The 341-nt window shown below is 37.5% G+C and carries 1 protein-coding gene; it reads left to right on the forward strand.

Annotation, left to right across the window (positions count from 1 at the left end):
- The coding region (locus ABCO64_RS10575) for an RluA family pseudouridine synthase (RefSeq protein WP_425463712.1) at positions 1-194 on the forward strand (194 nt) is incomplete at its 5' end.
- Positions 195-341: the final 147 nt, after the last annotated feature.

The following is a 341-nucleotide window of genomic DNA, read 5'->3' on the forward strand; positions in this document are numbered from 1 at the left end:
ATATTGATAAACCTGTTTTAGGCGACACAACCTATGGTAGACGTAAACAAGCGTCGCCTTTTGGACAGTTTTTACATGCTTATAAAATTACGTTTACGCATCCTAAAACATTAAAGCCTATGGCTTTTGAAAGTGAATTGCCGCAGTTTTTCAAAGAAAAAATTGAAGCGTTGAGGAGTGAGGCAAATGGCTGATATTTATATGCATCAACGCATGGCTCATGATTTTATTGCCACGCATCACGCATTTTATGATCATGAGGATTTAAAAAATGCGACCGTTATTGCTTCACAAGGCCCAGATCCACTGTATTATCGAATTTTTTCAAAACAACGTGCCTT

Source organism: Methanocalculus natronophilus (assembly GCF_038751955.1).
GTDB classification, from domain to species: Archaea; Halobacteriota; Methanomicrobia; order Methanomicrobiales; family Methanocorpusculaceae; genus Methanocalculus; species Methanocalculus natronophilus.